Annotated in this window: 2 protein-coding genes; one reads left to right on the top strand and one right to left on the bottom strand. The window is 43.5% G+C overall.

From position 1 onward, the window contains the following. Positions 1 to 188: 188 nt before the first annotated feature. Positions 189 to 929, top strand: a complete 741-nt coding sequence (locus A3756_RS19860; protein WP_068554413.1) for a YebC/PmpR family DNA-binding transcriptional regulator — start codon at positions 189 to 191, stop codon at positions 927 to 929. 101 nt (positions 930 to 1030) lie between these two features. Here A3756_RS19860 and A3756_RS19855 read toward each other — a convergent pair. Beyond that, a partial coding sequence (locus tag A3756_RS19855) for an SbcC/MukB-like Walker B domain-containing protein (RefSeq protein ID WP_197481405.1) occupies positions 1031 to 1346 on the bottom strand: 316 nt, incomplete at its 5' end.

Here is a 1346-nt window from a genome sequence, read left to right as displayed (position 1 = left end):
TGCTAGCAACTAAGCTAGGCGAGCTTTTCAGCATCGGTTAGTAAGGTCTGCTTAACATGATTAAGCTAAAAAAGCCGCTTCTGCGGCTTTTTTTGTGCGTGACACTTTTTAAACATTTTACATCACGGTAGTATTCTGTTTCTGAAAACATTATTCCGATTTCTAAAAATAGTTTGGGACCTTAAAAAATGGGTAGAGCTTACCAAAACCGTAAAGAATCAATGGCAAAAACCGCCGACGCCAAAACCAAGGTATACAGCAAGTATGGCCGCGAGATTTATATGTGCGCAAAGTCTGGTGGTATCGACCCTGACGGTAACCTTTCACTTAGGTCAATGATTGACCGCGCCAAGAAAGATCAGGTTCCTGGTCATGTTATTGAAAAAGCGATTGAAAAGGCAAAAGGTGGTGCTGGCGAAGACTTTGCGACAGCTCGCTATGAAGGTTTTGGCCCAGGAAACTGCATGGTAATTGTTGACTGCCTAACGGACAACCCTAACCGTACCTTCGGTGATGTGCGCCAGTGTTTTACCAAAACCAAGAGTAAAATTGGTGCCCAAGGTAGCGTTGGTCACATGTTTGATCACAGTGCTATTTTCGTATTCAAGTCTGAAGATGAAGACACCGCCCTTGAAGCCTTAATGGAAGCCGATGTTGATGTTAGTGATATCGAGTGTGAAAACGGCGAAATCACGATATTTGCACCTAACACTGATTATTTCAAGGCAAAGCAAGCGCTTAACGAAGCATTCGGTACAGAGAACAAGAACGGTGAAAAGGAAGTAGACTTTAAAGTTGATGAAATCCAGTTTGTTCCACAAACAACGACTGAAATTTCAGGTGACGATATCACTACCTTCGAGACATTTCTAGATATGCTTAACGACCTGGATGACGTGCAGAACGTTTATCATAGCGCTGAGTTTTAAAACGTTTCTCTTAGGCAGAGGGTTTCACCCCTCGCTAATGCGGAATCCAAAACAAGCCAAGGTGCTTACGTTTCAGTAAAGCACTTTGGCCGCTGCCTACCTTAATCAGCTTGCCCTTTAATCTCATAAGCCTTATCCAAACGGCTGTACCCAAGCCCGCTCATTTTTTTAATATCAATCTGAACAGGTATACGCTCTTTCAAGGCATCTATATGACTAATCACGCCAATCATTTTACCCTGAGAGTTGAGCTGATCCAGTGAATCTAGTGCGATATCCAATGTCGCACGGTCTAGCGTACCGAAACCTTCATCGAGAAATAAACTGTCAATTTGAGTTTTATAGCTAACCAGGTCAGACAAAGCCAGGGCCAGCGCCAAGCTGACCAAAAAGCTTTCACCGCCAGATAGAGTTCGT

This window comes from Oleiphilus sp. HI0086 (assembly GCF_001635225.1).
Note: the sequence above shows the minus strand (reverse complement) of the source record. Positions and strands in the feature narration are given on the sequence as shown.

What these genes read in the sequence shown, in the direction of transcription:
- A3756_RS19860 (WP_068554413.1), top strand. Translation starts at nt 189, where the DNA reads ATGGGTAGAGCTTACCAAAACCGTAAAGAATCAATGGCAAAAACCGCC.